This window comes from Pseudomonas sp. KH_046_2 (genome assembly GCF_057838985.1).
The window spans coordinates 3,172,543-3,198,035 of the sequence record NZ_CM174480.1 but is presented as its reverse complement, the minus strand read 5'-3'; the positions used below and the strand labels follow the sequence as shown (position 1 = coordinate 3,198,035).

At 51.2% G+C, this 25,493-nt stretch carries 26 protein-coding genes and 3 pseudogenes; 13 read left to right on the top strand and 16 right to left on the bottom strand.

The genetic code is table 11. The features are described from left to right. The first annotated feature begins 120 nt into the window (after positions 1-120). On the top strand, positions 121-288 hold the full coding sequence (tnpB, locus tag AC3IX1_RS14315) for an IS66 family insertion sequence element accessory protein TnpB (protein WP_489384633.1): 168 nt from the start codon (positions 121-123) through the stop codon (positions 286-288). 123 nt (positions 289-411) lie between these two features. Further along, positions 412-774, top strand: coding sequence for a hypothetical protein (locus AC3IX1_RS14310; RefSeq protein ID WP_489384632.1), 363 nt, complete (start codon positions 412-414; stop codon positions 772-774). A gap of 100 nt (positions 775-874) precedes the next feature. On the opposite strand, the pseudogene AC3IX1_RS14305 reads toward AC3IX1_RS14310, so the two are convergent. Together AC3IX1_RS14305 and AC3IX1_RS14300 are read right to left on the bottom strand one after the other, a co-directional pair. Further along, positions 875-1,066 (bottom strand): annotated as a pseudogene (locus tag AC3IX1_RS14305) (transposase domain-containing protein); the annotation flags it as partial. 487 nt (positions 1,067-1,553) lie between these two features. Beyond that, positions 1,554-1,826, bottom strand: a pseudogene (locus AC3IX1_RS14300) (OST-HTH/LOTUS domain-containing protein); the annotation flags it as partial. A 202-nt stretch (positions 1,827-2,028) separates the two neighbouring features. Here AC3IX1_RS14300 and AC3IX1_RS14295 point away from each other — a divergent pair. Continuing rightward, entirely contained in the window at positions 2,029-2,361 is a 333-nt protein-coding gene (locus AC3IX1_RS14295) for a hypothetical protein (RefSeq protein ID WP_489384631.1), read from the top strand. 183 nt (positions 2,362-2,544) lie between these two features. On the opposite strand, the gene AC3IX1_RS14290 is transcribed toward AC3IX1_RS14295, so the two are convergent. Further along, positions 2,545-2,679, bottom strand: coding sequence for a hypothetical protein (locus tag AC3IX1_RS14290; protein WP_489384630.1), 135 nt, complete (start codon positions 2,677-2,679; stop codon positions 2,545-2,547). Positions 2,680-2,815: 136 nt separating this feature from the next. Between AC3IX1_RS14290 and AC3IX1_RS14285 the strand changes: the two genes are divergently transcribed. After that, complete coding sequence (locus AC3IX1_RS14285; protein ID WP_489384629.1) at positions 2,816-3,025, top strand: hypothetical protein; 210 nt, start codon at positions 2,816-2,818, stop codon at positions 3,023-3,025. Between the two features lie 42 nt (positions 3,026-3,067). Here AC3IX1_RS14285 and AC3IX1_RS14280 read toward each other — a convergent pair whose 3' ends face one another. From AC3IX1_RS14280 to AC3IX1_RS14270, 3 genes and pseudogenes are all read right to left on the bottom strand, one after another. Further along, the gene (locus AC3IX1_RS14280) at positions 3,068-3,580 is read right to left on the bottom strand and encodes a GNAT family N-acetyltransferase (protein ID WP_489384628.1); all 513 of its coding nucleotides are present in this window, start codon (positions 3,578-3,580) and stop codon (positions 3,068-3,070) included. A 747-nt stretch (positions 3,581-4,327) separates the two neighbouring features. After that, positions 4,328-4,567 (bottom strand): annotated as a pseudogene (locus AC3IX1_RS14275) (AbrB/MazE/SpoVT family DNA-binding domain-containing protein); the annotation flags it as partial. 59 nt (positions 4,568-4,626) lie between these two features. Beyond that, the gene (locus tag AC3IX1_RS14270) at positions 4,627-4,908 is read right to left on the bottom strand and encodes a hypothetical protein (protein ID WP_489384627.1); all 282 of its coding nucleotides are present in this window, start codon (positions 4,906-4,908) and stop codon (positions 4,627-4,629) included. Positions 4,909-5,536: 628 nt separating this feature from the next. On the opposite strand from AC3IX1_RS14270, the gene AC3IX1_RS14265 reads away from it, so the two are divergent. Further along, on the top strand, positions 5,537-6,100 hold the full coding sequence (locus AC3IX1_RS14265; protein ID WP_489384626.1) for a hypothetical protein: 564 nt from the start codon (positions 5,537-5,539) through the stop codon (positions 6,098-6,100). 822 nt (positions 6,101-6,922) lie between these two features. Here the strand turns inward: AC3IX1_RS14265 and AC3IX1_RS14260 are convergent. Continuing rightward, the gene (locus AC3IX1_RS14260) at positions 6,923-7,537 is read right to left on the bottom strand and encodes a hypothetical protein (RefSeq protein WP_489384625.1); all 615 of its coding nucleotides are present in this window, start codon (positions 7,535-7,537) and stop codon (positions 6,923-6,925) included. A 226-nt stretch (positions 7,538-7,763) separates the two neighbouring features. After that, entirely contained in the window at positions 7,764-8,381 is a 618-nt protein-coding gene (locus tag AC3IX1_RS14255) for a 3'-5' exonuclease (protein ID WP_489384624.1), read from the bottom strand. A 362-nt stretch (positions 8,382-8,743) separates the two neighbouring features. Here AC3IX1_RS14255 and AC3IX1_RS14250 point away from each other — a divergent pair, with 362 nt between their 5' ends. Further along, positions 8,744-9,319 (top strand): hypothetical protein, encoded by a 576-nt coding sequence (locus AC3IX1_RS14250; RefSeq protein WP_489384623.1) that lies wholly within the window; start codon positions 8,744-8,746, stop codon positions 9,317-9,319. 528 nt (positions 9,320-9,847) lie between these two features. Here the strand turns inward: AC3IX1_RS14250 and AC3IX1_RS14245 are convergent. After that, complete coding sequence (locus AC3IX1_RS14245) at positions 9,848-10,828, bottom strand: Fic family protein (protein ID WP_489384622.1); 981 nt, start codon at positions 10,826-10,828, stop codon at positions 9,848-9,850. A gap of 499 nt (positions 10,829-11,327) precedes the next feature. On the opposite strand from AC3IX1_RS14245, the gene AC3IX1_RS14240 reads away from it, so the two are divergent. Continuing rightward, entirely contained in the window at positions 11,328-11,900 is a 573-nt protein-coding gene (locus AC3IX1_RS14240; protein ID WP_489384621.1) for a hypothetical protein, read from the top strand. Positions 11,901-12,310: 410 nt separating this feature from the next. Further along, positions 12,311-12,772 carry an Xre family toxin-antitoxin system antitoxin gene (locus AC3IX1_RS14235; protein ID WP_489384620.1) on the top strand — a complete coding sequence of 154 codons (462 nt, stop codon included), beginning with the start codon at positions 12,311-12,313 and terminating at the stop codon, positions 12,770-12,772. A gap of 574 nt (positions 12,773-13,346) precedes the next feature. Here the strand turns inward: AC3IX1_RS14235 and AC3IX1_RS14230 are convergent. Next, positions 13,347-14,108 carry a hypothetical protein gene (locus AC3IX1_RS14230; protein ID WP_489384619.1) on the bottom strand — a complete coding sequence of 254 codons (762 nt, stop codon included), beginning with the start codon at positions 14,106-14,108 and terminating at the stop codon, positions 13,347-13,349. A 111-nt stretch (positions 14,109-14,219) separates the two neighbouring features. After that, positions 14,220-14,411, bottom strand: a complete 192-nt coding sequence (locus AC3IX1_RS14225) for a hypothetical protein (protein WP_489384618.1) — start codon at positions 14,409-14,411, stop codon at positions 14,220-14,222. Positions 14,412-16,029: 1,618 nt separating this feature from the next. Between AC3IX1_RS14225 and mblB the strand changes: the two genes are divergently transcribed. From mblB to AC3IX1_RS14200, 5 genes are all read left to right on the top strand, one after another. Further along, on the top strand, positions 16,030-17,211 hold the full coding sequence (mblB, locus tag AC3IX1_RS14220) for an anti-phage 6A-MBL system MBL-fold protein (protein WP_489384617.1): 1,182 nt from the start codon (positions 16,030-16,032) through the stop codon (positions 17,209-17,211). Continuing rightward, complete coding sequence (cap2-3, locus tag AC3IX1_RS14215; RefSeq protein WP_489384616.1) at positions 17,208-19,436, top strand: anti-phage 6A-MBL system cap2_3 protein; 2,229 nt, start codon at positions 17,208-17,210, stop codon at positions 19,434-19,436. The genes mblB and cap2-3 overlap by 4 nt, the downstream gene beginning before the upstream one ends. A gap of 187 nt (positions 19,437-19,623) precedes the next feature. Then, positions 19,624-20,520, top strand: coding sequence for a ComEC/Rec2 family competence protein (locus AC3IX1_RS14210; protein WP_489384615.1), 897 nt, complete (start codon positions 19,624-19,626; stop codon positions 20,518-20,520). A 9-nt stretch (positions 20,521-20,529) separates the two neighbouring features. Next, positions 20,530-21,279 carry a hypothetical protein gene (locus AC3IX1_RS14205; protein WP_489384614.1) on the top strand — a complete coding sequence of 250 codons (750 nt, stop codon included), beginning with the start codon at positions 20,530-20,532 and terminating at the stop codon, positions 21,277-21,279. A 178-nt stretch (positions 21,280-21,457) separates the two neighbouring features. Continuing rightward, positions 21,458-21,703, top strand: coding sequence for an antitoxin Xre/MbcA/ParS toxin-binding domain-containing protein (locus AC3IX1_RS14200; RefSeq protein ID WP_489384613.1), 246 nt, complete (start codon positions 21,458-21,460; stop codon positions 21,701-21,703). A gap of 84 nt (positions 21,704-21,787) precedes the next feature. Here AC3IX1_RS14200 and AC3IX1_RS14195 read toward each other — a convergent pair whose 3' ends face one another. The 5 genes from AC3IX1_RS14195 to AC3IX1_RS14175 form a co-directional block, all read right to left on the bottom strand. Beyond that, positions 21,788-22,192 (bottom strand): hypothetical protein, encoded by a 405-nt coding sequence (locus AC3IX1_RS14195; RefSeq protein WP_489384612.1) that lies wholly within the window; start codon positions 22,190-22,192, stop codon positions 21,788-21,790. Between the two features lie 298 nt (positions 22,193-22,490). Continuing rightward, entirely contained in the window at positions 22,491-23,180 is a 690-nt protein-coding gene (locus AC3IX1_RS14190) for a hypothetical protein (RefSeq protein ID WP_489384611.1), read from the bottom strand. 205 nt (positions 23,181-23,385) lie between these two features. Next, complete coding sequence (locus AC3IX1_RS14185; RefSeq protein WP_489384610.1) at positions 23,386-23,697, bottom strand: DUF7693 family protein; 312 nt, start codon at positions 23,695-23,697, stop codon at positions 23,386-23,388. Positions 23,698-23,866: 169 nt separating this feature from the next. Next, positions 23,867-24,421: a hypothetical protein gene (locus AC3IX1_RS14180; RefSeq protein ID WP_489384609.1), complete on the bottom strand. Its 555-nt coding sequence runs from the start codon at positions 24,419-24,421 to the stop codon at positions 23,867-23,869. Between the two features lie 61 nt (positions 24,422-24,482). Continuing rightward, positions 24,483-25,484, bottom strand: coding sequence for a hypothetical protein (locus AC3IX1_RS14175; protein WP_489384608.1), 1,002 nt, complete (start codon positions 25,482-25,484; stop codon positions 24,483-24,485). Between the last annotated feature and the right edge of the window lie 9 nt (positions 25,485-25,493).

Genomic DNA, 25,493 nt, shown 5'->3' with positions numbered 1-25,493 from the left:
CCTACCGACCCTGGGTAATAAGGACGATTGTGTCCGCGTATTTTTAAGCGGACGCAATTACCCTCAACATCAGGATCGCCATGCGCCAACGTAAGTCCTACCGAAATTGCTCTGGCGCGTGTGGTCGCTGTGTTCGGTGCGGCGCAGCCGCACTGTGCTTATTTGTTTGCCAACCGCCGCACCAATCGTATGAAAGTGCTGGTGCACGACGGGTTGGGTATCTGGCTGGCGGCGCAGAAGATGAGTCAGATTGACGAGTTGCTGCCGCATAAGTGGCAGCCGGCTTAATCAGACAAGGTGGGTTCGCCGTTCGCTTACGCTTTTTGTGCCTGCTGCTAAGCTTTCCTCATGCGCCTGAAGAGGGTGCACTAGCGCACCTCCCGCACAACTACACAAGGACACGCGAATAAAATGAGCGCCGCCGCACGCAGTGTCTTCGTGTTTAGTCTATATCTATTGGTGCTTGGCATTGTTCTGCTGATAGCACCCAACCTCCTGCTTGGAATCTTCAGTCTTCCCAGTACCTCAGAAGTATGGATCCGTGTTGTCGGAATGCTGCTGCTTATTTTTGCCTACTACGACATCCAGGCAGCCCGCATGGAGCTCGCCGAATTATTCAAATGGACGGTTTATGCGCGTTCCGCTGTCATAGTCTTTTTCGCCGCCTTTGTGCTGCTGGGGTTAGTCAAGCCTCCCCTCCTTCTATTTGGGGTAGTGGATTTACTCGGAGCGATTTGGACGGGCTTGGCATTGCGCTCCCAGAAGGCCACCTAACTGAAACGAACCAAGCTCTATCTGCTTTTGACCTGAACCTCCTCCTGAACCCCGCGTGGGCTGTTTGTTCGTAAGCGTCCGGCGAACACGCTTTGCGTAGTTAAACGGGCGCCCACTTATGCGGTAGCAACTCCGTAATCTCACTTGCCCGCTGCGTCGGCAGACGAGTCAGCACATCCTTCAGATAAGCAAACGGATCGTGCCCATTCATGCGCGCCGACTGGATCAAACTCATGATCGCTGCCGACCGTTTGCCGCTACGTAGCGATCCGGCAAACAACCAATTCGAGCGTTTATGCCAAGCTTGGCATAAGCGCAATTATCCTCAGTCGGAAATTATGTCGGGTATCCGGCAACGGAGGTCAACGCACCTCGTCGCCTGCGCTGTCGACTTTGCATAATTTCAGAGACTTTCCAGAAACTTGAGCAGGGCGTCAGTCGGGCGATAACGCGTGGGCTTGCGTCCTGGTGGGTCGATGGCGGCAATCAAGTCTCGCCAGGTATTGATCCGCAGACATGGTGCGCTCCTGTAGCGGTGGAAGAGCCCTACAGAAAACCGCCAAATATTATGGCGTGTCGGAAATATGTAAGGAGTCCCGGAAAGCCTACCCTCTACAAGTGCCGGTAAGACTCCATGATTTCAACAACTATGCAGGACTGAGCTGCGACAGTTTATGACCGCGCAACGTGCTTCTCTTTTCCCCGACCGCTAACGTCTATCTAACAATTCTTAAGTCGGTGCACGCCTGTCCCATCCAAGGTTTCACATGCCGAAGCTGTCATTTGCTTGGCTGCTTGTGACGAGCGTACATCACTGCCGTGCCACCTGATGTGCCTCTGGCCTGCAACTCAAACGCTTGCGGGTAGCCTTTGATGAGGTCGCTGAGTTTCTTGTAACCATGAGTGCGTGGGTCAAACTCCGGGCGTAGTTTCGTAATGTTCGTGCCCAGCGCGCTTAAATGTGCCCAGCCATCCTCATCAGCAATGTCGTCCATGATCTTGGCGATGAAGCTCACCGGTGCTTTAGGCTTTTTGGGAGGCTCAGCAACTGCAGGTTTGGCCACATCAGGGAGCGCAGCGGAAGCGGTACTAGGTTCACCGTTGGTAGCCGCAACGCAAGGGTAAGGGTGGTGACGATGAGCACCCGTGAGGTTGTTGATGGGAACAAGGCCTTATGCCATCAATGGGTCGCCATTTTCTCAGACGTCGAGTAATCTGCTTTGACGTCATACAAGGATGAGGGAAGGAGAGCCTATGACTAACGACTGGTTACGTGATCTTGTGAAAAAAATGAATGAGACTTCCCCGAAGTCCATAAAAGATATTAACGACCTTTACGATTACAAAGATGAGCATCCGCAAGGAAAGAAAGATTCTCTATTCGTCGCGTGCGGACAGTGCAATGGGTATAATGAGCTTCAGTATATATATGATGAGAAATTAGAACCTCATATTTCAAAAGGTATAATTAAGAAGGCTGAAGCCATCAAAGCATTGACTGAGTGCTGTGCCGAATTAAAGAGTCCGCGAAACAGAGAAGACTTCTATAGAAAGCTCTCGCAAAAGCTTTTGGTAATGATCAAGTAATTTTTGACAAAGCTATAATTAACGAAGGTTGCTTCTCACGCTTTAACTCGTTCAAGTGTGAGAAGTAACCTTCGAAGAAACCCTGAGAAGGGTAGTCAGTGCATGCTCTCATCTGTCATAAGCAGTTCAGCAATCGCCTTATCCATTACTTCCGCGTTGAATCTCAGATCGCCAACACGAATCCTAAGTTTCATCGCTGTCTTTTGTTGCACCTTCTTTCTCCAGCCAGGTCGCGATCTCCTCGAAGGCCTCACCGATCATCATCTGATTCAATTGAAGGCTAGCCAGCGTAGCTGGAAATAGTTTTGGGTGAGCCATAGCTCATTCCTCCATGAGTGCATTGGGCGCGCAGACAACAAAATAGCCTCTGAAAGTGGGCACATCAGGGTTCTTTGAGTTTCTTGTGATCCCGTAATGATAGCCCTGAGGTGACCTCTTCCACGGAGGAACCACAATGTCGAACGCAGACCTACTCCCTTCCCTACTCTTCAAGATCAATCAGAACCAGCTAGCCCTCGAAGCCGCGATCATGGAGCTGACACTTTGGGTCGAGCAGCGCGGCTCAGGTGAGGTTGGAGGCAATGTGCGCGGTGCGCTGGCAACAATCAGCAAGAACGAAGAGTTTATCAACATGACGTTAGCGATGCTCATGACACCTGAGTGATCTGGATGGCTTTCCCACCTATCAGACAACTTTCGGCAGCAGTTACACCAACTCCTTCCACTCGCGTACCATCACCAAATCTCGTTGGATATCCTTGCCGCATTGAAAGCTCGTTTCTCCCACTGCCTGAAACCCATTACGTTGGTAGAAGCCTATGGCCCTGGCATTCTGATCATTCACCGTGAGTCGGATGCGATTGGAAACAACAGCAAGCGTTGCGGTTAGTAGGTACTGAGCAGCGCCAGTGCCATGATGCTCTGAAGCGACATAGCATCGTTTCAACTCAGGAATGCCGTCTGCCAGTGCGATCCCTAATCGATCTGGTGTGTAGTCGATCAAGCTGAAACCCACGACATCTCCGGCTTTTTCCAGCACCAGCACCTCCTGACTTGAGGTGGTCAACGCGGTCTGAAAGCACGATGGAGTTAGATTTTCGCTGATGTAACGCGCTAATTCTTCCGTTGGAGTGTCTGCAGGGCACGCCATCGAAAAAGTATCCTTCGCGATTCTGCTAATGACGTCAGAGTCATCAATTATTGCTGAACGCACACGCATTCATCGCTCCTCGGGTTGGTAAAGGGTAGCGCGTCCCAACCCTCGTGGACGCGATTGTGCAACTCAAGTGTTACGAAATGAGCCTAGGAAAGGCAAGTCCCCGTGAATGGATATGTTTTGCCAAGAGCAGCCAAGTAATTATCAGGAAGGCGCCTTTGCCGGACGGTTAAATCTGTATCGGCAGAGCGATAGACTTAATGCTCCCTGACGATAGCCCTCTGCGCAATTCCGGATCAAAGGTAGTGGATTGTCATGGAATGATAAAAGGCTGTCGCCTAAAGAAACGTTGGTAACCTTCCCGTCTATAAACTCCTCAACGTGCTCTGCGCTGCAAGCCCCGCTATTCGACGACTCGACCGATTGGAGCAAACCCGGTCGTGGGCCCGCTCAACGGAATCAAGAACCTGCTTCAGGGCAAAGTGCAGTTCCAGCTCGATCAGGGCATTTACCGTCCCAGATGACATGGCCTTCGCCCTGAGCTCCGGCGGGCTGGAGGAGAGATGAGTATTAAACGATGAGCGACACTGATGGCCACTTGCTTCTATTGGTAGTTAAAAACATCATTTAGCCATCATTGGTGGCCATTTGATTTCGGCTGTGCCTTACTGACAAGAAATCCCCCTGAGCATGACTCCTTTAGTGCGAAGCGGATTGATGAGCCTGCGTGACTACCACTGGAAAGAGGGGGGAGGCCGTTGCCCAGGAGCCAGATGTTGAGGTCAATGATGAGACCTGCGAAGGGGCACATTTGCGTTCGGCGCTGCCTTGCTTGTCGCTATTCCAGGCTTCAGTGAGCTCGTCTATTCGATCCGCGACTCGAGGCTTTTTTGATAGGACTAGGCCGCGCGTGTTGCCGACAAATTCTTCTACCAGGTACACCGCGTCGCCGACATCCAACTCCAGCTCCTGCAACGCCTCATAAGGAATTCGAATCGCACCGTCACCATCCCATTCTTCGATGATGATTTTCATAGGTGGCTTTTTCACGTGCGGTTTGCTTCTGAGTCGGCATGCCGTCAACGCCCGTAGATTCTCGGCGACATTTTTTACAAATCCGGATAATTATCAAGCTTAAGGCTAGGAGTACTCCCGTCCTCTGGCTCGTGTTTAGGCGTGTTTATCACTCCTGCTTCCGCATCTGCACGCATTTGCTCGAGTTCTTTGTGAAATGCTTTGTCCTGAACCGTGGGTTTGCTGGTGTACGGTTTTCGCTCTGGTACAGGCTTGGCTGCATAAGTCGTTACCGCATCTGGGTCGTGCTGTAGTTTTTCTTGAACTTGCGATTCCAGCATTGCACGTAGCGCGTCTTTGTCGGGACGGGTCAGCAATTTGTTACTCCTATTGGGAAGCTAGGCACTTCGTGTTCGATTGGGGGCATTGGCCGGTTGGGGGAAATCGGATCGTTCATGTCGATTGTTGCAGAGCAGCTAACATCCTCCTGAACCACCAACACCCTGTCGGTGGTGATCAAGTGGCAGAAGTCCCGGCTCGAGGCTGCGCTGGATGCCAAGCACCACAGATACCCGGCACATCCGCAAGTTGGCTGGCCGTGTCAAAGGTAGCCAATTCAACCGGCGGTAGCCTCTCAGCGCTCGAGTCGATAATGATCGGTTACTATCAGCAGATTGGGAATCCCGGGTCGTATAATTGCTTCCCAAAGTATTGGCTATAGCAAATTCGTCCAATGATGAAACCCTTCTGATCTAGTCTATTTCCGTAGGTCGAGTCCTCCAAGCTAGGCAAGGTAGTAATTTATCAACCTTGGGGTTCGATCATGTGAAGATTGGAAAAATGGGCAACTACAACATTGAGCGTTGGCAATGGTGAGTAACGCTAACAATGCGCTCACCTCCTTAGCTGAAAAGCAAACAACCACGCTTTTGTCTGCTAGTTAGATTAACCGATCATCCTCGGTGGTGTTCAGCCGGAGACGAGATAACTGAGTTGAGGTACAGCATGACGACCAAACGAATTGATCCGTTCGAGGTTTTCTCTGCTGCAGCACTAAAGGAACGCTTTACGGTAAAGGCGCCGAAAGTCGCAGCGCTCACCCACAAAAGACTTATCGATGTCACAAAAGATCTCGGTGGGATCGTGCTGCCGCCGAGCGCCAAGGCGTCTATGATATTGACGGCACGGCATCCGTATGACCCTGCCGGCTACATGGATGTTTTCCAACCCGGTCGTTGGGACTGTGAGCTAAATTTGGTCTTCATGGACGTAATCATATCCACTGGCCCGAACATCGGCCAGTGGGATGGCTCCGTATGCTACGTGCAGTTCAAGGTTCCGTCCGATGGTAATTATCTCGTCGTAGCGAATTTCTCTGGCTACCAAATTACGATGACCCTTCAAGGCCCGTGGGGCAGCAGAAGTGCCTACTGTGCAACTACCAACGACCACGGACTAGCAGCGGCCCAGTGGGATATGACAGCCGGCAAGACCGTGTTTTTCACGGTAAGCTGCACAGGGGCTTTCATCGGTTATCTCGAGTCCGTTCAGGTCATCCCTCTTTCTTAGAGGCGACGGGGTCGAAGCGCAGAGTTGGCGGATATGCCGAACAACGTTGCTGAAGCCGACGCGGATGGGAGTCGGCTTCTCGCTGGCCTACTTGCCTGTGCGGTAGCCTTAGGGAATCTCAGGAACAGTCCCGGCCGATACGCTGAAATGGCGCTCTCGCAGAACGCGAGTCCTGCTGCATGCCCCCCGACGCTTCAGCCTACCGTATTAAAGTGACTCTCAATGGTGGTCAATTTGCCGGCGGTCAGGTCGGTCGAGAAAAAACATAACGTCGTGTCCGGGATTAGTTGACCACTACACAGTTCACATCCATGAGGTTTCAAAAAGGGCGAGGTTTATAGCGGGAATAGCTCTTGGAGCGTAGGGGGATGAGTTTAGTGCTCTAATAATCAAACAAAAAAACGGCTCCCCAATTTGCTGGGAGCCGCACAAGCTGGTTTTATCCAGCATACGAGAGGGAGGGTACTACCGCCCCCTACCTGGCGGGACTACATCACGCGTACCACTCGATAAAACGCTTAAATTCTTCAAAGTGTTCAAAACGCCAATACTGAGCGGCCTTCCCAATTCTCAACCGTGAGGCATGCTTTCCATTCAATGCTGAGGTACGCGTTTTGGATGCAGGGTAGAGGGCTACGGGAGAGCAGGGCGCCGCGCTAAGTGACGTATGCTCCGTCCAGCAGTAGATGGCTCCTCTAACTCGTTCAATAGCCAGCTGTCGTCCTAGGCGTGTAGTGAACCCAGCAATGTACTTAGAAGGTTTGGCATTGAGGCTGAGCTTTGCTGCGCAATACTCTTCAGCTTGCTTTGCGAGTCCCATGATCAGATCACCTGTGTTGGGTTAAAGCTTCGACGACCAGACAACCACCGTAGTGCTTCAGATAGCTCGACTACTGTTCGAGTACCTTGCTTGGTGGTCATAAGACGATCTTGAGCCGTTGGCAGAGTTGCGTTCCGAACGGACTTTTCAGACATCTGTGCCATGATCGCTATCTCGAGCAGGGTGAGAAATTCTGAATATAGCCCCTCCAGCACCGCTGGAACTCCCTCGATGTCGGATCGTTCGGAGTCCAAACTCGCGCGAATCCCTCCCATCACCAAGACCTTTTCCAGCGCTTTGGGTGGAGCAGCTCCGTAGTGCTCCACATAGATTCGGCCAGTCGCAACAAACGCACTCAAATCCAACCAGTCAGCGTCATTGTCATGACCGTGAGAAGACCACTTACCTTCCACCGCATACTCATAGCAAACCTGCGCCAAGTACTTGGGGCGATCCGAGCTTCCGAGTGTGAGCTTGGCGGCTGACTTACTTATCTTGTAGAGCGTGGACAGCGCAGTGAGCTGGACGTCGAAAATCTCATCGACTTCCTTCAGCAGAGCTCGCAACGAAATGGGGTCGGTAGGATGAACAAACTCTAAATGTTGGTTGGTTTTCATGTGCCGGTCTCTCTTTTGGTGAGGTGAGGCTAGACCTGGCATCTAAATTTGTAAAGTAATTTACCATCAATGTTTGGAATAAATGGAATTTTGTGGCTTGGCGTGTGCTGACGCTTTGTTATGGATGGCCACTGAGGAAGGTCTTCGTGCATACGCCTAATTTCGCTGAGATAAAAATCTAGAGCGATAAATCGCTTCTTCGGGCACCTGGGCCCGGCTTGAATAGTCAGCCGAGCATCTCCCTAATGATGGAAGCAACATTTCTAGCGTCGTCGATCCCTCGGTGATAGGTACCCTGCCAATCCGAGTCCATCGACTCTACCGTTTGTTTGAGGCTTTTCGGTCGATTGTCATATAGGCCCGCGTGCCATTTTCTGGCATTGAAATGCTGCAAACCGGAGAGCATGGAAGGGCACGCAGCAAATCCAGCATCGCGCTCTAGCTGTCTCGCATCATAGTCACCCCATGACGCCCAAGCAGCGTTTGGAAACCGCGCAATAAACGCTGCTAGCTCCTGGCCAATCTCTTTATAGGTTCCTGCACTGTCCACGTCCGCTTGTTGAATGGATGTGAGCTTTTTGCAGAAGTCGGTGAGGATGGGATTGATTTGAGGCCGGACGAAGCGCTGGAATTCATCGACGATCTCAAGCGTTTCCAGATCGATCACCACCAGGCCAATTTCAATCGTTTCCATCTGATCGGGGACGACTGCAAGCGGCCTTTTTGATTCCGACTCACCTACCTCATCGCAGGTTGCCTCAAGGTCTACGCAATAGAGGTAGCGGTATGGCGCGAGGAGGCTTCGGATGGCTTGGAGATGAAGGAGCTTTGCTTCAATGCTCATGGCATGGGAGACCTTACTTTGAGTCTGGTCAGGTTACACCGAGCCATGGATCCGATGCAGCAATGCGGGTGGGAGCAGAAAATTACAGAGCAGTGAGCAAACCGTTGGCCTCGATACATCGATAGCCTTCGTCATGCATCTCCATTGCTCGTAATCCGTCTGCGATCGACAATCTCCTACTTTAGATAGAGGTCTTAATTTTTCGGGCTTTTGGGCCCGACCACGCTGCCACGAGAGCAGCTCTATGTTGCAATCGTCTTTAACAAATTTTGTTGTTACGGAAAATTATTTCTCTTCAACGTTAAAGATTGACCCAAAAACATCCGATTTGATTTTAAGAATTATAATTTATGGCGGTGTTTGTGGGCAAAGATAAAGGGCAGTCAGGAATGTTTCTCGTAGCTCGCGATTTTACATGCTGGCGCGATCGTGAGTTCAACGACCAATATCCATGTCAGGTATCCAGGCAGGGCGAGGATGGTGTCAATCTTAACTTAGATATTGTATCGATCGTTTTCGCCAGCGCCATAGCTGAAGAGATCGCGCACTGTCTTTACGATGCTGTCCTCGTGACGGTGGGAAACAGGGCGGGCTTTCTACCAACGCCTACCAGGCGCACCAGCAAGCTTGAGAGGAAGTTTCGTAACAGAGCGCCGGGATGCTGGAGTTATACCGCTGACGGAAGGTTCAACTGCTCGGAAACGGAGGATGAATTCTATTTTGGTGAGCTTTCAAGCCATGTGGACGATATAACTGGGGGGGTGAGTGTCTACACAATGGAGGACGGTGGAATAGAGCTCGTTTTCGACTTTATGTGTTATTCGTTCAGCATGCTTGACGCAGTATGGCTAGCTAATAGCTTGATGGAGGCCACAGGGGGTGAGCCGCTGGATGTACTGGAAACCACTAGCTTGAGTTGCAGGTCAATGGTGGGATGAATTCAGACGGGTACAGACCAAGAGACAAAAGCCGCGATATTCCGGCCAGCCAATGCCGAGCGTGCCTGGAGATGATGTCTCTGAAAACCAAGAGACCAATCACGTGATATTCAAGTCCTCGACCGCAAACACTGCTCGGCAGGAGATCAATCCGCATAAAACCAAGGGATAGGAGCCTCATTTATTGCGGCCAGGCCCGTGCTGATGGATGTTCTCAGTGACTGTCGCTGAAAGCTAAGAGACAAATTGAGGGATATTCAAGCCATAGCCGTCAGCGACAGTTAGGCAAATGATCAATCCGCTAAAACCAAGAGACAAATGCCACGATATTCCAGCCAACCCATGCTAACGGGTGCCCCGAGTGGCTGTCGCTGAAGGCCAAGAGACAAACCACTGGATTTTCAAACCTGCGTCGCCGCAAAAACCGGGCAGCAGGAGATCGATCAGCAGAAAACCAAGAGACAAAGGCCGCGATATTAAATACATCGACCGCATCCACAGCCCAAAAACTATCGGCTCTTCGGGCTTCTAGCCCGGCTTGACTTCGCTTTCCGCTAAAGAGAAATCAGGAAAAATATCCTGTGCAAACCAGAGCGGTAGGCCTACCTGCACCGTATGGATATTAGATGCCGCGCTCACTGCAAGGCCAACATTAATCAACCTGCTGAGCTGATCGCTTGCTTCGCTAGGCTGAAGCCCGGTAAAGGTTTCGAACTCGGTATGCGGTAGTGCGCCTTGGATCAGCAGCGCAAAGAATGCTGGCGCTGTTTCTGGTCTGATCCCTGCCTCTGTTAAGCGCAAGTTCGATCTGAAAACATGCATAACTGCCTCCCGAAGCCGGCTGCGATTCAGCGCAGCAGTCATGTAACCCACTTCTCCAAGGCAAACCTCAAGCATGAATTCAATGAAGCTGAGAATGGATTTACCTGACGGTTGGGCACCATCAGTAGGCTGGCTCACTCGCGTGCGATGAGTCGGAGCTAAAGCCTCAAATTCATCGTGCCTGCGGGCCAGGCCGCGAGCAAGCGACCACAGGTGGGGATGCAACCCAAGCTGAGCCAATTGCTGGTGAAAGTTCACCCTCGCGCCAGCCCCTTTACCATCGGGAAACGCTTGCGTTTCGAGAAGGTGGAAGTGGTGGGCTATCGCCGCAACGATACGTCTACGAAGCTCAGGTATCTTCTCCTGCGTGGACAGCCGATTCGCTGAGTTAAGTGCATTCTTCAGAATTTCTGGCTCTGTGTGGTACCCGTCGATGATCCTTGAATAATGGGCGTCAGAGTCCACCCACAATTTGCTAAAGCACGCTGCGGTTTCAGGCGCGACCATGCCAGCTAGGAAAGCAGTCTTCGTTACGAGCGAGTCTGCGCTCGCCAGAATTGACTGAGGAATCGAGTCGGGGAGGGCTACGTTTGAGACATTCATGGCGCTGACATTATTCGCGCCGGGGTTGAAAGGCAATCCGAATGCAGCTGCAGCAGGCGCTCTTATACGAAGGTGGCTGTCCATCCTCAATAGTGCTTTGATTCAGGCAGTAAGGCACGAATGGACGTCGCCACATGATTGAACAGAATTTTAAAATTAGATTTTCCGAGTTCGAAACCGCAGTGCCATCGGCGTGAAGTCTCTATGAGATCGTAACCGACGAAGGAAAGCTTCTGAAGGTAGGTATCAGTAGCAATCTACATCGACGGCTTATTCAGCACAGGCAATCTAAGCAATCTCGTCTAAAGCTTAAGGGCGCAGGAGATTGGAGCAATCCTAGTGATGTCATGTGCAAGCAGTCGATACTCGCAAAGCACTTGTTCTTCCACTCACCTGTACAGTTCGTAGGAGTCACGAGGACGGATTCCAGCGCGATTTTCGGAGTATCACCTCATGAGCGAAACCGAGAATCAAGAGCCTAATGACCCTGCGTTTCTTAGTAGAAAAAAATTGTTAGTCGTCATTAAAGTTTTAAGTGCGGCGTACCGATTGTATATGCATGGATGCTAATTGGTGGATGCATATGAAATCTGAAGCTTTGGCTACAAGCAAAATTGTTTATATGGTCGAACGCTCGATTAGCTGGCACGGTTATTCTGATGATGCATCGTACGTGGCCTCGGTTGAAGTTGTGGATAATTACGTATCGTTTGTACTTGATGGATCAGAGTATTGTTTTACCGCACAACAGTGCGCTGCGGTGACTACAAATCTTGTAAAGTTGTTGTTGAGATACTCGGGTCTTGGGATCTGCCAAGGAAGTGCGGTATCTGTTTTACGATTAGAAGCTATAGGCTCTTGGTTCCAATTGTTCAAAACACAAACCTCCTCTGCTGAGCGTGACTTTTTGCAGATTTATGAATCGGGGAGCAAAGGGCTGGAGTTTTGCGTCTCTGGTTCATTTAGGCACCCAGAGTTGCAACATGGAGAATCGGTGTATTACAAGCTCGTGATTTGCTTGAATGATGACCTTAATCTTCCATGCTTGGGCATTGAGGATCGATCATTCACGCTGAGCTTTGAGGAAGCGTTCTGGCTTGTGGAACAGCTTTGGATTACAGGACTTTTGGTGGCTCAGACCGAGCAATCCACTTAATACCACGATTCAAGAATTGGATTAAAGACGAAAGTCCGCCAGCAATCTCCTCAGATAGGAGGCCGTGACAAATCCCATTCCATGCTGAATGGAGCTTCGCAACTTGATGTGTCTACCGAATTGCCGTCCGTCAGCATCTCGCAGAGCACGTGTGCGGTGAGGGCTGGTTTTTAGACATTCATGGCCTGACACTATCCGTTCTTGAAGCGCCTGTCAGCCAACGGTGTAGATTTCGAAAAGAGCAGCGCGGTGGCTAGCATTTCGTTGAAGTCACGAAAGCTCGCAGGCTGGGATGCACTAACGTCCCCTCGACGCCAGTTCTTCCTGGGGCTGGCAGATCCTACGTGGCGGGCAATAGGGGATTTCGCTGGTTCGGGCCACTTGGCCCGGCTCGGTCGTAGGTTTTTCAGATGGAGGTGAAAGTGCTGTCATCGATCAAGGAATACCAACCAGGGCCTCACAGCCCACCGAGTATTTGGATGGCCCTCGGACTGCCGTCACGCGGTACCAGGCTTCATGACCTAATTCATGAAGGACTGCCTTTCGAATTCCTCGACCGGATAGCGACCCTACTGCAGATGAAGCGAGGGGATATCTCCAAGGCTATTTGTGTGTCGCCCTCAACGTTGTCTGGAAGGGCGAAAGCAGGTCGTTTCAGCACCATAGAAAGCGACCGCTTGATCGCATTGATAGCTGTCTTTGAGGAGGCCCTTTCCCTATTCGAGGGCGAGGTCGCTGTTGCGACAGAATGGATTAGCTCGCCGGCTCGAGGGCTCGGTTGGAAGCGTCCCCTGGATATGATGAGTACGAGGGTGGAAACGAAGACTGCCTTCGATCTTATTGGTCGACTGGAGAGGGGAGTGCTTGTGTGAGACTCACTAGACGGTCTAGTGGGCTGGAGAGCTGTAGCTATTTTTGCTATCGCTCCTTCGGGCGTAAGCCCGGCTCGACGTGTGAGGGCCGGGTGTCTGAAAAAAAATGCTTGACGGAAACATGTGTATAAGTATACAGTTTACTTGCTGTGTTGACGTGCCGCTCCTGATTAGCTGCCAGATGTTTTGGGCGTCAGCGATGATCGTAATACAGTGAAGCCAGAGCCCCTTAAATGGGGCTTTTTTTGCCTGAGCTAAAGAAGCCGAGGGCGAAGATGGCTGTGTATCAAGCTTTCCAAGCAATCTCTCTTTCGGCTCGATGGGTCGACCTCCGAAAACCGAAATGACGTCACGCCATCAAGTGAGCTAGGTCGGAGGGCGAGTGAGATGGGTCATTAGGTACGGTACACTTGAGCGAGAAAGGTAAGAGAGTCTATCGCGCTGCTCAAGCCGGGGAAAAAGCGGAGTACGGTGTCGAGGTTGTCGAAGCTTGGCGCCAGAAGGTTGCATTAGGGAATGCCTCCATAGGAGGTCTTCATGCTTACCCCAGTAATTTGGGTATTGCCCGGCTAGGTTATCGCCTAGCGGGTCTTTCCTGCAGCGAGCTGCCATATCTTGCCGAGAGATATCGCATTGCATAGTCCCTAATGAATCTGAACCCTTCGTCGATGGTTAGCGAGGGGGTTTTGATCTCCTTAACTTGCTGCTTGAACCCATGCCTTGAATCGAAGCCACTTATCGAGAAGTTGTTTGCAGTGAGCTCAAATCTTCTCTTGATATTCTTATCTAAGGAAATTTCCAGTTCGTACTTGGTCGTATAGGATTCTATGGTTTCAAGAATCATATAGTAGCTAGACCATCCCCCTTTTAGCTCGAACAACTTGACTAGGTGATACGCATCCTGGTGCTCGCAAGCAAGTGAGAGAAGACGAAATACTAACGAGCTATCACCACGATCCCTGTCTCGCTTCGCGGAGGGCGAGCGCGCGCCCAGCAGTCCTTGTGCGTTTCGCTTTTCAACGTAGCTTGTGTTGCGGCCATGATGTAGTAAAGCGCCCAGGCGGAAGGGATATTTATGATGCCGGATGAGGGACATGGCGCCATTGAACAGCGACAGGAGCTCATGCGCCACCTGCCATGCAAGGTCAACATCATCGTCTATATCGTCGAAATGGGACGAGTTGAAGCTGAAATTGTCATCCCTGCAGTCAAGATAATCGTTGACTCCCCCCCAAACCCAAAAATGTCCGCTATCGTCGTTTTGTTGAGCCAGCTGATGTAAATGCATTGGGGCGCCATCAGTAAGTTGGGCTTCCCATTTAGGTGTCGCGCTCATTCGAATCGTTACCTGAGAATTCATATAGCGGCAGTGCGTCTGCCCAATGCCGAAGCCGGTCAATTTAAGCCAGGCTTCTCGGGCTGAGCAATGGGATTTGATGTCGGGCTTTCACCGAATTGTCACCAAGACCAGGTCGCCGGCATTTGCCGGCTCATGGTGCTGTACGTGCATCAGTCGTGGAAGTAACTGAGGTTCGGTTTTCGAAGGCTTGCCAGGCAACGGGAGCAGCAAGACGATGTAGCCACTCGGAATGCCAACGGCAAGACCTATCAGCGCAGTTTTCAGCTGTTTCTTATTCATCAGTTGCCCCACCTCCTTTTTCGAGGGCAACAGTATTTATAACGGCAGATTTTCCTCCGACCAGTACAAGGTTTCCGATTTGTTTTTGCATCGCCATCATGGCCTCGATTGCTGTGCGATCTGCTGATCGTGCTGTCATGACCAAATGCAGGCACTATTTTCACCGGCGTCAGGCTGTGTCATCGGGCGGTATTTGCATGTTTTTCGCAAAGTCTGGAGAGCGGAATGTTCTGCTCAGAACAGGCCGGCGCCGACTGTCAGCGGCGAAAAAACGTTGGCGCCAGAAGCGAAGCCGCTCTGAGGGTTACCAAGGTGATACGTCGGCGCCGGCTGAGCGGCTGACAGATCTGATTCTGATCAAAGGGGGCGTGGCCACCTATATGTCCAGGTCTGCCGAAAAACTGCGGGCTCAGCAGTCGCTTTGCAAACGACTGCGTGTGAGTGCGCATCCCGGAATGTCCAACCCCGATGAGACCAAGTGATCACCGGAGATCTGTCTGCGGCTGCCCAGCCTGTTTGCAAGTGAGAAGTTAATGGGCGTGCTCGATACGGTAGATGGTCGGTGAGGGAGGGGAGATAAAGTTGGCTGGCGTGCCGGTTGAACCGAATTGGGAAATGCAGCGAGAGAGGATGAACCAAGGCTTACAACGAGGATGGATGAGCTGTGGCTTGCCTTCTGTAAATTAGGCTAGGTAACTCCGCGATACGTGGCTTGAATAAATAATTCGTTTCACATTGCCATCCTCCTAACACTAGGCTGCAGTTTAGTTGATGAGTCAATTCTTATAAATTAAGCCGAGCAAAGAACTAAACTAACAAGCGGGTCAGGTTTTTGTTAAGGCGAGAATGGTTCGCAACTAATGCATTTTTCTCAATCCAGGCAACTTTTTTGTCGTAATTTTGACAGAAAAACACGTCACTTTTCAGACGTTCAGCTAGTCGTGACACGACTCGTCATCTCGTATGTAGAGGCGTTCGCCCTAAGTTTGTAACAGTTTATTTCTCGTCAAATCCACCAAACCCCTGTAACTCGCGGGCTGTGCATACGTACAGCTGAAAAATGGGATCCAACAGACGGCTTGCGCACTAGATCTTCGTGCGATGTCCGCTTGCGGTGTCGTGCTTTTTTGCCTATGTTGTAGCTATGGTTGAAATGTGGCACTACATGTTGTGTTTTTCTCTGTGGTCTTGAAATGGATTTCGCAGGATGGTTGCTAGGTGAGTGGGAGTGGCTAACGGCCACCCTTGAATCGCGGCCAGTGAATGAGTCGGTGGGATGATGTGTGTTGGGGCTGCCAATGTTTCAGGCCGTGTGGATGCTCAATGAGTGGATTGTGCTGACCCAAACTCCAGTACGGAGCTTTCGACAGGAAATCACTCGGAGTGTTTAAGCGCAGCTGGTTACTGCATCCTCAAAACTATCCTGTTCACCCGAAATCCGCATTCAGCACATAAGCGTACTTAAAGCTTTGTCCAGAACTAGACAAAGCAACAGGTTCATTCGCGCTCCGCCTTTTCTGAAGGGCAGTGGCTTTTAAACAAAAACGTTTTCCGTGTTTGGAAAGTCGTATCCAGCCGATCTTGGGTACGATTTTCCAGATAGCGCAAGGAGGTACGAGTGGTAGCTAAGTTTTCTTTTTTCCAAGTTGGTAATGGCGATATGACCTTGGTGCGCTTGGCGGATACTAGGGTCACTACCATTCTGATTGATTGCCACATTAGGGCGGCGGCAGATAACCCGAACGATGACACCCCCAACGTTGGTAGGGCGCTGCGTGAGCGGTTGATTTATGACAAGGATGGCCGCCCCTTCGTTGATGCATTTCTGCTGAGCCACCCTGATCAGGATCATTGCGGGGGGCTGCGCAAGCATTTCTGGCTGGGGCACCCCGATGACTACCCTGACGATGATCTTGATCGCTGGGAAAAGCGGATCATCATCCGCGAGCTTTGGTCTTCCCCGCTGGTCTTCAGGCGGCGGTCGAAGAACCACACCCTTTGCGATGATGCGAGTGCCTTCAATAAAGAGGCACGTCGGCGGGTGAAGCACTGGCGTGATCACCGCTGGGCGTCCAGCGGCAATCGCATCCAGATCATGGGCGAGGACGTGGATGACAAGACCGATGACCTGAGAGCGATCCTGGTCAAGGCAGGCGAATGGTTCAACACCATCGACGGCTCTTCCTCTTCTCTGTTCAGAGCGCAGCTTCTGGCGCCGGCACCCCATGAAGATGACGCTGAGCTCGAAGAGGAGCTGACCAAGAACGAGTCCAGTGTTGTCATGAACATGGAGATCGCACCGTCAATCTTCACCAGCAAGCGTACCCGGTTCCTGGTAGGCGGGGACGCAGAGGTTTTGATCTGGGAGCGGATGTGGGATCGGTTTGAGGATGACCCGCAAACCCTCGCTTATGATCTGCTGCTTGCACCCCATCATTGCTCGTGGCACACGCTGTCGTGGGACAGTTGGTCTGGCAAGGGAGAGAACGCGAAGGTCTCCGAGGCTGCACGGAACGCCCTTGGCCAAGCTAAAGAGTCGGCCACAATTATCTCCAGCAGTAAAACAATCGTAGATGATGCCAACGACCCGCCCTGCATCCGCGCTAAGCGGGAGTACCAGGCGATCTTGAAAGATGTCGATGGCTGGTTTGCCTGCACGGAAGAAAATGGCTCCAAAGGGGTACTTGAGCTTGAGGCGACATCTGGCGGCAGCGTAGTCAAAGCGGTTGTAGCGGTCGCCGCAGCTGCGACCTCGGCTGCAGCAGCTGCTGCACCCCGCGCAGGTGCCGTCAAAAAATGACCAGCTTCTACGTGTTGGGTGAGGCTATGGGGGAGAAGCCCGAACCCATTCATGCGTACACCAAAGCATTGGTGAAAGCATGCAAGGCGTACTCGGGTGTCGAGCTCCTGGGGCTTCGGCAGGAAAGCGAAGCCGGCGGGGTGACGGAGTACCTCGTGATCGAGGCCGGCGACGGGACTGTTACCGGTGGAAATCCAGGTGGAATCCATCGCGTGGAGACGCTAGCAATTGCAGTCAATCCACGGCTTCATATCCCGGTTACCGTGCATGCGCTGCGAATGGACTTCCCAGAGCGTTCACACCTACACGGGTCAGATCCGGGGACTCCCAGGATCCTTTGCCTTTACGACGTGGATTGGAGCGGAGTCGAGCGGATCTGGACGGCTGAACGTTTTCTGGAGCGGATGTTCTGGTGGTTGCGCGAATCATCAGAGCTGCGATTGCACCGGGAGGATCAGCCGTTGGAGCAGATGTTCTACGCCAGTCCCTTCCAGCTGATTCTTCCGGCTATGGATCCAGCGCAGCTGGCTCAGGGAGCTTGCAAGCTTCGAGTTGTGCTGACTGACACAGCCGAAAAAATCACGCTACGGGCTGTTATCGATTCTGATGCTTCGTCAGAAAAATCAGGCTACCGGTTGCTCAACATCATGGTTCCGCCTGTTGAACCAATGTCAGTGGTGATGTTTCCAGCCAACCTCGGGGAGCTGCATGATCAGTTGGTGGAGTGGGGCAGCGAACTGTCCCAGCAGCTTTCTGATTGTGTGTACGAGGCTGCTACCGGTGGTATTCAGAAATTTGAAAAGGGCGAAAGACAAGGGCTTTTGATTCTGGTCTGGGTGCCTAGGCTTCGCCATGGCGTCGTAGAGCGTACGGATGTGAAGGGGTACATGCTGGAGGTCAACTTGTTTGATCTGGCAGCCTCATTCGAAATGCTTGCACCGGCAACGGCAGAGGGAGTTTTTTTCCCTGCAGTGCAGATTGGAGGGTACACGGGACAGGCCTGGAAAGAGTTTGGCGTTCGTCCTGTGGAGGTTCGCAGCTCCCTGAATGCGGCGTTCGCTAGAGATCTCTCTGCTGTTGACTCTACCACTGCGACATTCAATGGAGTGCTGGCCGGAACGGGTGCCCTTGGAGGCATGCTCGCGGATATCTGGACGCGATTGGCTTGGGGAAACTGGACATTCATCGACCCTGACTTGCTGCTACCGCATAACGTTGTAAGACACGTTGCTAATGACGAGTACGTAGGTTTTCGGAAAGCGGACGTGCTCCAGGACATGATGCAGCGAGTGTATCCGGGGGAACCAGCTCCCAAAGCCATCTCCAAAGGAATCTTGGCAGATGATGCTCGCATCCATGAGGCCATTGAACACGCGGATCTTTTGATTGACGCTACAACGACGTTGGCGGCGCCTCGGGATTTGGCGCTGCGGGATCAGGCTCCTCGGGTCGCGAGCGTATTTCTGACGCCATCTGGCATGGTCAACGTCATCATTCTCGAGGATTCGGAACGGCTACAACGAGTTGATGCACTGGAGGGGCAGTATTACCGGGCGATATTGAATAATCCCTGGGGCGAAGATCATCTCGTTAACCATCTGGGGGATCGTTGGGTCGGTGGTGGCTGCCGTGATGTATCGTTCCGGATGTCCAATGAGAACATCCACATACATGCGGGTTTGATTTCGCGCAGGTTGCGGAAAATAGTAACCAGTTCAGAGCCCAAGATCCTGATATCTACACTGGATGATGAATCAGGCAGTGTGGAGTCTCATGAGGTGCACGTCCACCCAGTCACTTCCGTAAAGGTAGGGGAGTGGATGGTCAAATATGACGGCGGTTTGATTGAAAAGATCAGGGCGCAAAGGTTGTCCGAGCTTCCCAATGAGACCGGTGGATCGATTCTTGGGATTACTGACTTGAAGAGTAAAACGATCGTCCTGGTTGATACCTTGCCACCTCCACCAGACAGCGAGTCAGGCCCCTCCCACTTCATCAGAGGCAGGGAGGGGCAGCTGGACGCACTGAAGAGGGTGCATGACCTAACTGCTGGGGTCGTTGACTATGTGGGTGACTGGCATTCGCACCCCAATGGTTGCTCCGTTAAGCCAAGCGCAGACGACGAAATATTATTTGCCACGTTAGTGAAAAGGATGCAAGTGGAGGGGCTTCCGGCAATGATGTTGATTGTTTCAGATGTCGACCTAGGTGTGTACGTGATCTAGCGTTCTGTTAAGTGGCGAATGTGTTCTGGCCGGCCTGCTCTCCAGTGGAGAACAGCGGAAATTTATACAATGATTTGAAGGTGCTCACGATTTAATGTGCGATGCATATTTCTGCCTGCAGGTGGATGGTTGTCTGCACTTGGCTAGTATATGTTGAGATCTTGATTGTTTTGACTTTGGGGGTGGTATGCCGGTAATAAAAAGCCTTTCCGTGGGCAATGGCGATATGTTTTATATTGCGCACGCTGGTGATAGTTTCACCATGATCGATTGCAATCTTAAAGCAGATAACTCAGAGGAGATCATTGCTGAGCTCAAGCGGGTGGCCCGAACGAAAGGAATGCGTAGGTTCATTTGCACTCATCCTGATGAGGATCACTTCCGAGGGATCGAGTTGCTGGATAAAGCGCTTCCCATTAATAATTTCTACTGCGTTAAGAACAAGGTGGAGAAAGATGATCTGACGGACTCGTGGCTGCATTACAAGTCTCTGCGAGACGGAGATAATGTTTTCTATCTTGAGAAAGGTGTGAGGCGACGCTGGCTTAACGCTAGCGATGAATCACGTGGCGGCGCCGGCGTACAGGTCTTGTGGCCTAATGTGTCCAATCCAAACTTCATCGAAGCGATGAGAAAAAGTGAGGCTGGACATAGTCCGAATAACCTTTCTTGCGTACTTCGCTATGCAGTCAAAAATGGTGCAAGCTTCATGTGGCTTGGCGATCTTGAAACGGACTTCATGGAAAGTATCGCCGATGACATTGAGTTGGAGAAGACCACCGTGGTTTTCGCGTCTCATCATGGTCGAAAGACAGGGAAAATTCCAGATTCCTGGCTGAAAAAACTGGATCCTCAAATCATCGTAATTGGTGAAGCACCGCGCCGTGACATGCATTATTACACAGGCTACCAAACGATTACCCAGAATACGGCTGGTCATATCACAATGGATTGCAGTGATGGTAATGTCCATGTGTATGTATCAGCGGAAGGGTACTCTCGGGACTTCTTGAGCGATGAGGGGGAAAACAAGTATCCGGGTTATATTGGCTCGTTTGAAGTAGAGACAGAATACACTCTCTGAGAGGTGAGTATGGACTTGAGTAAGATCTACGACCCGTACAAAATCAATGCTAGGATCAAGCCAGCTTTTTTGCTATTTTTGCCTGTAGTTATATGTGTGATGGCTTTTTTTGAGCCGTCTCGTACGATGGAGGGTATTGCGTTAACTTTTTTGGTGTCGTTTGGAGTCATCGCCTTTGCGGCCAACCAAATGTCCAGCAGAGGCAATATCCTTCAGGAAAAGCTTTACAATAAGTGGGGTGGAGCACCTACCACTATTGTTTGCAGACACTCTGATGACACGCTGGATCGACCGACCAAAAGCCGCTACATGCAACACTTGGCAGGTCTGATCAAGGGGTTTTCTGTGATCAGTGAAGCAGATGAGAAAAATGATCCCAAAGCTGCGGATGAAATGTATCGGTCAGCGGCTAATTATGTTAGGGAAAGGACTCGGGATCAGAAAAAATACTCCATGATTTTCAATGAAAATATTGAGTATGGATTTAGCCGAAACCTTACTGCGTGCAAACCTTTTGGCATCGTACTGACATTAATTTGCCTTGTGATCTGCTTGCTGGGTTTATATCACGTGATAGGCGTTCCATTGGAAAGCCTAAGTCTTACGGATTTAACAAGGCATCCGTACTTAGTGACCGCTACGGGTGTCGAGCTGCTAATTTTTCTGGGCTGGATATTTTTAGTGAACCGTGACTGGGTTCGAGTTCGCGGTTTTGCTTATGCCAAGCGCTTGTTTGAAAGCTGCGAGGAGGTCAGTTGAGCGCTGTTAGGCGCTGCATCCACCCCGGCCTTGAGCCGGGGTCGTATCTGAGAGCCACTCAGACCGCCGGATGAAAAGGCTGATACCCATTAGGACTGAACGATAACTCATTCGAAAGCAGGAGCCTGGCCTTAAGTAGAGTCTCTCAAATTGGGTCGAAACGACTCAGTACAGCCTCATGCTCGTCGCAACCGCCCCAGCGATTATATGGCGCAATGTACAGAGCAGTCTGGTTGCATTGGTAGCTGTCTTTGAGGACGCACTTTACCTCTTCGAAAACGATAATCCCGCAGCAACGAAATGGATGAACTCACCGGTTCGAGGACTCGGATCGAAGCGTCCACTCGACATGCTGGCTACGAGGGTGGAAACGAAAACTGTTTTATATCTTATCGGCCAGCTGGAGAAGGGGATTCTTGTGTGAGACCCGTCAGACGGACTATTTGATCGGCACCAGAACCCTGGCACCCTCTGACAATCCTGATACTCGAATAGCTGCATCAGGCTCTTAACGCATCTCCCTATGCGCCGCGAGGTTCTGCATCTCGGCTGTCCAAAGTCGTAAAAAACGGCGCCAATCTCTCGCATAACAGCCTTGCCGCAATCGAGTAGACCCGGTGCTCGCTTCTTCGAAACGAGTCTTCCACGGTTCTGGTATGTGCTCGTCAAGCACGACTAAAAAATGGGATCCGCTGACTCCCTCGATCTCGGTCTCTGAGACACATTCTCGTAGCTCTTCAACTGACATTGCGACTGCATCGCCAATAGGGTCATCTCGATCTTGGCGCTCAATTTCATCAAGAATCGCGAGGTATTGAAGGGCCCGATCAGATCCGGGCTGCAGTTTTTCTAAATCCCACAATGCGTAGCGCCGTTTGCGTTCGCGTTGCCAGAGACGAGTCGCGTCAATCATCACTTTTTCCCACTATTCCAGGCCCCAGTGAGCTCGTTTATTCGATCCATGATTTAGCGTGCAGCTGTTCGAGCTGATCATGCCCCCTAAGTACATAGTAGGTCGACAGGATCAGCTCCGTCACGCTGCGTGAACTGATGAGGCTGCCTACAGGGTGGGAGATCTGGAGCTATCCAAAGACGTCGTGATTTCGGGCCCTTGGGCCCGGCTTGCGGGCATTTGCTACCACATCATACTGTCAGTGTTCATTTCCTTAGGTGTTAGGCACTCGTTGGTAGCAAAGTCGGTAATTGTGTACTTACCAGCCCGCATAATGAGTAACCATGTGGCCCCAGGTCGAGAGCGCCGGCCCATTTCTGCGAAGAATATTCATTGCCTCGGCGGCAGGAATTTTCGTCGGACAGCCCCCAATCAGATATGTCTTGTCTTTGCCCTGGTTGTACAAGTGCATGATCGTCAAAACCATGATCTGTTGCAGCGGCGACATTGCGCGATAGCTTTTGCGCATTGCCTTCAAGGATTCGGGGATAGGCTCTTCATCGCCTGCCCAATCGAAGCCGCGAGGCCGCAAGTTGTAATGGTTGCCTTGACCGCCATAGGCGCGTTCGACGCGCTCAAAACAATCCTCAAGCTTGTAAGCCTCTACGATGCCCCACACTGCGTGCCCAAAAATAATTTCGCGCTCTGAGGCACTGGAGAACGGAGGGATGGAAGCTCCGCAAACTGTCGCCAGCGCCGTAATCTCAGTACCGTCCATACAAGGCACTTTATCCACCATATCGACCAACGCCCAGCCGGGAAAACGGCCAGCTGCGAACGTGGGGTCAACTGCCGCGTAGGCAGCAAGGGCGGCTGGTTTTTGCGAGTGGTGGATGTAGGCTTGGCTGGCAGTGTGAACATCCGTGAATGCCCACACACCTTCCGAAAGCTGGTGGACGCCAATCTCAGACAGAAGACGTTTGGCTTTGGCAACGTAGTTGTTGCTCATGAATTCGAATTCCTTGAATGCAGCAGGTGGTGACCCACTAGATACCTTGGAGAGCATCAGGATGAACAGCAGGTCTATGGCCAGTTATTATCCAGCTGAGCTCTGTTTGAAAGGTTGATAATCCGGACGATCCTCGCTGATCTCCCCAGAGGCACGGCGACTCGATCTCCTGGCCTCGCAGTGTGGTCGAACAATGACAAATTGTTCAGATTTGACGAAGCAGCTCCTCAAGCTGACGATGCTCGTCAGGGGATAGAAGCCCGACTGGATCGAAAGCGTCTTTTGCACTGAAGTCATACTTTCTTCCGTCCGGGGATAAGCAGCTGTCGCAGTAATCTAAGTCACCACAATCTATGAAGAATGTGATCATCCAGCCATCAACATCTATGGTCATCAATCCGCAGTAGATCTCACCCCAATTTGCCTTGGTGATTCTCTGCATTGAGCGTGACGCAACAGCGGCATCTCGTAAAACTTCGTAGACCTCGTGAGCAGACAGCATTTTCGTGTTGGGCATGAGATAGCCTTAATAGCTGTGGAGAGTTAGCTTCTGCGTCGGTTAGCAACCAAGCTCAGCGTACGCTGAACGTTAATACCAGACAGTCTAAATGGGCGAAGTATCGTGCACCAAGGCTTGGTTCAATAGCTTTTTATCGAACTAATTAATGAATCATGCCAGTATTTAATCAGTACCCCAACTCCTTCCAGCCTTTCATGTCTCTGAAGGCAAAGTACATCTCCCAGTAATTATAAACCCCGAAATTTTCTTTACTCAAAATGTATGGGCCATTCAGGCGAAGCACATTGTCTGTCTCCAATGATGCCAGTTCGTCAGGCCCCAGCCGTTGCAACTCCCATCTTTGCCACGTAGTTGTCAAGGCAAATTCGATCCACCGGCGATCGTAAATAAAAGTAGTCGCGTCAGCATTTTTGCCTTTTGGCAAAGTCGCGATGATGGTTAGTTTTTCTGGGGAAAGATGAAGCATCGAGACTGGGGATAGCAGATCACCCACAAGCGCCCGATCGATCAACTCGAAAATCTGATACTGCGGATTTTCATCCCACAGGATGGCGAATCGCTGCAGCCCAAGCTCCTGCAATTCAAGCTCTGCGCTAAAACGCTGAGGCGCGGTATAAACGCTGTATATCAGTTCACCAGTCTTCGTGCTGACCATGTCGTACTCCGGCTGGAAGAAGCGGGAGCAGGTATGTATTGAAGGCGGCTTCTTTTGCATTTTCATCGCGTTCTCCTCACAAAGCGGACAACGTTCGCCAATAATGAAGGCTCCTGTCGTGATGTTGTTAAGTCCTGCCAGATTTTTTCTGCCTCAAAAATGGTTTTGTGACGATTTTTTTGATCCGACCTGGGTAAAGAAGCTCGGCATCCTTGTGCTGCAACGAACAAGTATTCGGGCACGCCCCCATAGCTGTGCGAGGTAGTGCATAAATTGATGTAAAAGATTCGCTTTTGTGTCCCAAGCTGGCCTCCATTTTTTTGAAGAGGGAGTCAACTCCTAAGGATTTGCACGACGGACACACTGCAGGTGACCGATGTACAGGTTCACTTGGTAAGCGCAAGCCACTCATCAACTGCAAAGCGACTTTTAACAAGCTGTGCTGTTGCTTTTTCGTGCATCCACCCGGACGGACGGAGTTCTCAGTGATTTCTCGTTTTTGAAGGTACGAGATGAACTGAGCAGCACTGTATAAATAACACGCGACTGTTGTAGGTAACGACGCGTGCACTGGTCGTTCAAGTGAGAGTTGCTTCTCAGAACCATCGGCCCAGAAGTTTTTAAAATTAGCTACGTTGGGAGTAGGCACGGGGGCATCCATAATTCCCAGTTTGTGCGACTCTAGAACCTCCTTGGCAGCTGACAAAAAATCGTAATCAGAGCGCCCTGAGCAAATTTCGCTCTCGCTCGCAAAATGCACCTCCCAATGGCCATGGCGTCCAGATCTTGCCACCTTCAACCATATGGATTCGATTGCAGCAACTGTGCTGCTGCTCACTCGGGTATCCAAGAAGATGTATAGAGAGCGCTTCGTGACGTCGATTAGCTTGATCGGGGATATCCCTCCTAGCCTGTAGGCGTGCTCCAAAGCATCCACAAGGTCATGGCTGAAACCTCTCCGATACATCACAGCAAAGCGGTGCCGGGCCGACTGCGACATGGGGACGAGATTCTCATCGTTTTTTTGCAAGCAGTCGAAGACCCGATATTTTATCGGCCCGTAAAAATCGCCCGAGGACGTTGGTTGGATAGCGCCGCGTGTCAGCTGAAACAATACTGGAAGGTTCATCTCTACTCT

Bases quoted from the DNA above. Each gene is read 5' to 3' on its own strand.
- AC3IX1_RS14310 (WP_489384632.1), top strand. From the start codon at position 412: ATGAGCGCCGCCGCACGCAGTGTCTTCGTGTTTAGTCTATATCTATTG.
- AC3IX1_RS14295 (WP_489384631.1), top strand. From the start codon at position 2,029: ATGACTAACGACTGGTTACGTGATCTTGTGAAAAAAATGAATGAGACT.
- AC3IX1_RS14290 (WP_489384630.1), bottom strand. From the start codon at position 2,679: ATGGCTCACCCAAAACTATTTCCAGCTACGCTGGCTAGCCTTCAATTG.
- AC3IX1_RS14285 (WP_489384629.1), top strand. From the start codon at position 2,816: ATGTCGAACGCAGACCTACTCCCTTCCCTACTCTTCAAGATCAATCAG.
- AC3IX1_RS14280 (WP_489384628.1), bottom strand. From the start codon at position 3,580: ATGCGTGTGCGTTCAGCAATAATTGATGACTCTGACGTCATTAGCAGA.
- AC3IX1_RS14265 (WP_489384626.1), top strand. From the start codon at position 5,537: ATGACGACCAAACGAATTGATCCGTTCGAGGTTTTCTCTGCTGCAGCA.
- AC3IX1_RS14260 (WP_489384625.1), bottom strand. From the start codon at position 7,537: ATGAAAACCAACCAACATTTAGAGTTTGTTCATCCTACCGACCCCATT.
- AC3IX1_RS14255 (WP_489384624.1), bottom strand. From the start codon at position 8,381: ATGAGCATTGAAGCAAAGCTCCTTCATCTCCAAGCCATCCGAAGCCTC.
- AC3IX1_RS14245 (WP_489384622.1), bottom strand. From the start codon at position 10,828: ATGGACAGCCACCTTCGTATAAGAGCGCCTGCTGCAGCTGCATTCGGA.
- AC3IX1_RS14240 (WP_489384621.1), top strand. From the start codon at position 11,328: ATGAAATCTGAAGCTTTGGCTACAAGCAAAATTGTTTATATGGTCGAA.
- AC3IX1_RS14235 (WP_489384620.1), top strand. From the start codon at position 12,311: ATGGAGGTGAAAGTGCTGTCATCGATCAAGGAATACCAACCAGGGCCT.
- AC3IX1_RS14230 (WP_489384619.1), bottom strand. From the start codon at position 14,108: ATGAGCGCGACACCTAAATGGGAAGCCCAACTTACTGATGGCGCCCCA.
- AC3IX1_RS14225 (WP_489384618.1), bottom strand. From the start codon at position 14,411: ATGAATAAGAAACAGCTGAAAACTGCGCTGATAGGTCTTGCCGTTGGC.
- cap2-3 (WP_489384616.1), top strand. From the start codon at position 17,208: ATGACCAGCTTCTACGTGTTGGGTGAGGCTATGGGGGAGAAGCCCGAA.
- AC3IX1_RS14210 (WP_489384615.1), top strand. From the start codon at position 19,624: ATGCCGGTAATAAAAAGCCTTTCCGTGGGCAATGGCGATATGTTTTAT.
- AC3IX1_RS14205 (WP_489384614.1), top strand. From the start codon at position 20,530: ATGGACTTGAGTAAGATCTACGACCCGTACAAAATCAATGCTAGGATC.
- AC3IX1_RS14200 (WP_489384613.1), top strand. From the start codon at position 21,458: ATGCTCGTCGCAACCGCCCCAGCGATTATATGGCGCAATGTACAGAGC.
- AC3IX1_RS14195 (WP_489384612.1), bottom strand. From the start codon at position 22,192: ATGATTGACGCGACTCGTCTCTGGCAACGCGAACGCAAACGGCGCTAC.
- AC3IX1_RS14190 (WP_489384611.1), bottom strand. From the start codon at position 23,180: ATGAGCAACAACTACGTTGCCAAAGCCAAACGTCTTCTGTCTGAGATT.
- AC3IX1_RS14185 (WP_489384610.1), bottom strand. From the start codon at position 23,697: ATGCCCAACACGAAAATGCTGTCTGCTCACGAGGTCTACGAAGTTTTA.
- AC3IX1_RS14180 (WP_489384609.1), bottom strand. From the start codon at position 24,421: ATGAAAATGCAAAAGAAGCCGCCTTCAATACATACCTGCTCCCGCTTC.
- AC3IX1_RS14175 (WP_489384608.1), bottom strand. From the start codon at position 25,484: ATGAACCTTCCAGTATTGTTTCAGCTGACACGCGGCGCTATCCAACCA.